Annotated in this window: 1 pseudogene; it reads left to right on the forward strand. The window is 37.2% G+C overall.

Going from position 1 to position 247, the window contains the following annotated elements:
- Nucleotides 1-21 precede the first annotated feature (21 nt).
- A pseudogene (locus AAEY62_RS23970) lies at nucleotides 22-247 on the forward strand (hypothetical protein); the annotation flags it as partial.

A 247-nucleotide genomic window follows, 5' to 3' on the forward strand; every position in this document is an offset into this window, starting at 1 on the left:
GAGTGTGGAGTCGGCAGAAATATGCGCGATGAGCGCACTGTTAAATTTTTCAAGGAAGAATTTATGAATTTCAAAGTTATTAAAAATGTTGTATTAATTGGAATTGTGCTAGCCGCGGTGGCTGCTGCATTTTTTAAGGCACAACAATACAAAGAGGATTACACTTCTGATTTTGTTGATGAAACGATTTACTCTTCGGTATTAAGCGAAAACAGGAAAATCTTTGTTCGGCTACCTAGTAGTTACG

Source organism: Pseudoalteromonas sp. GW168-MNA-CIBAN-0100 (assembly GCF_040309225.1).
Classification (GTDB): Bacteria; Pseudomonadota; Gammaproteobacteria; order Enterobacterales; family Alteromonadaceae; genus Pseudoalteromonas; species Pseudoalteromonas arctica.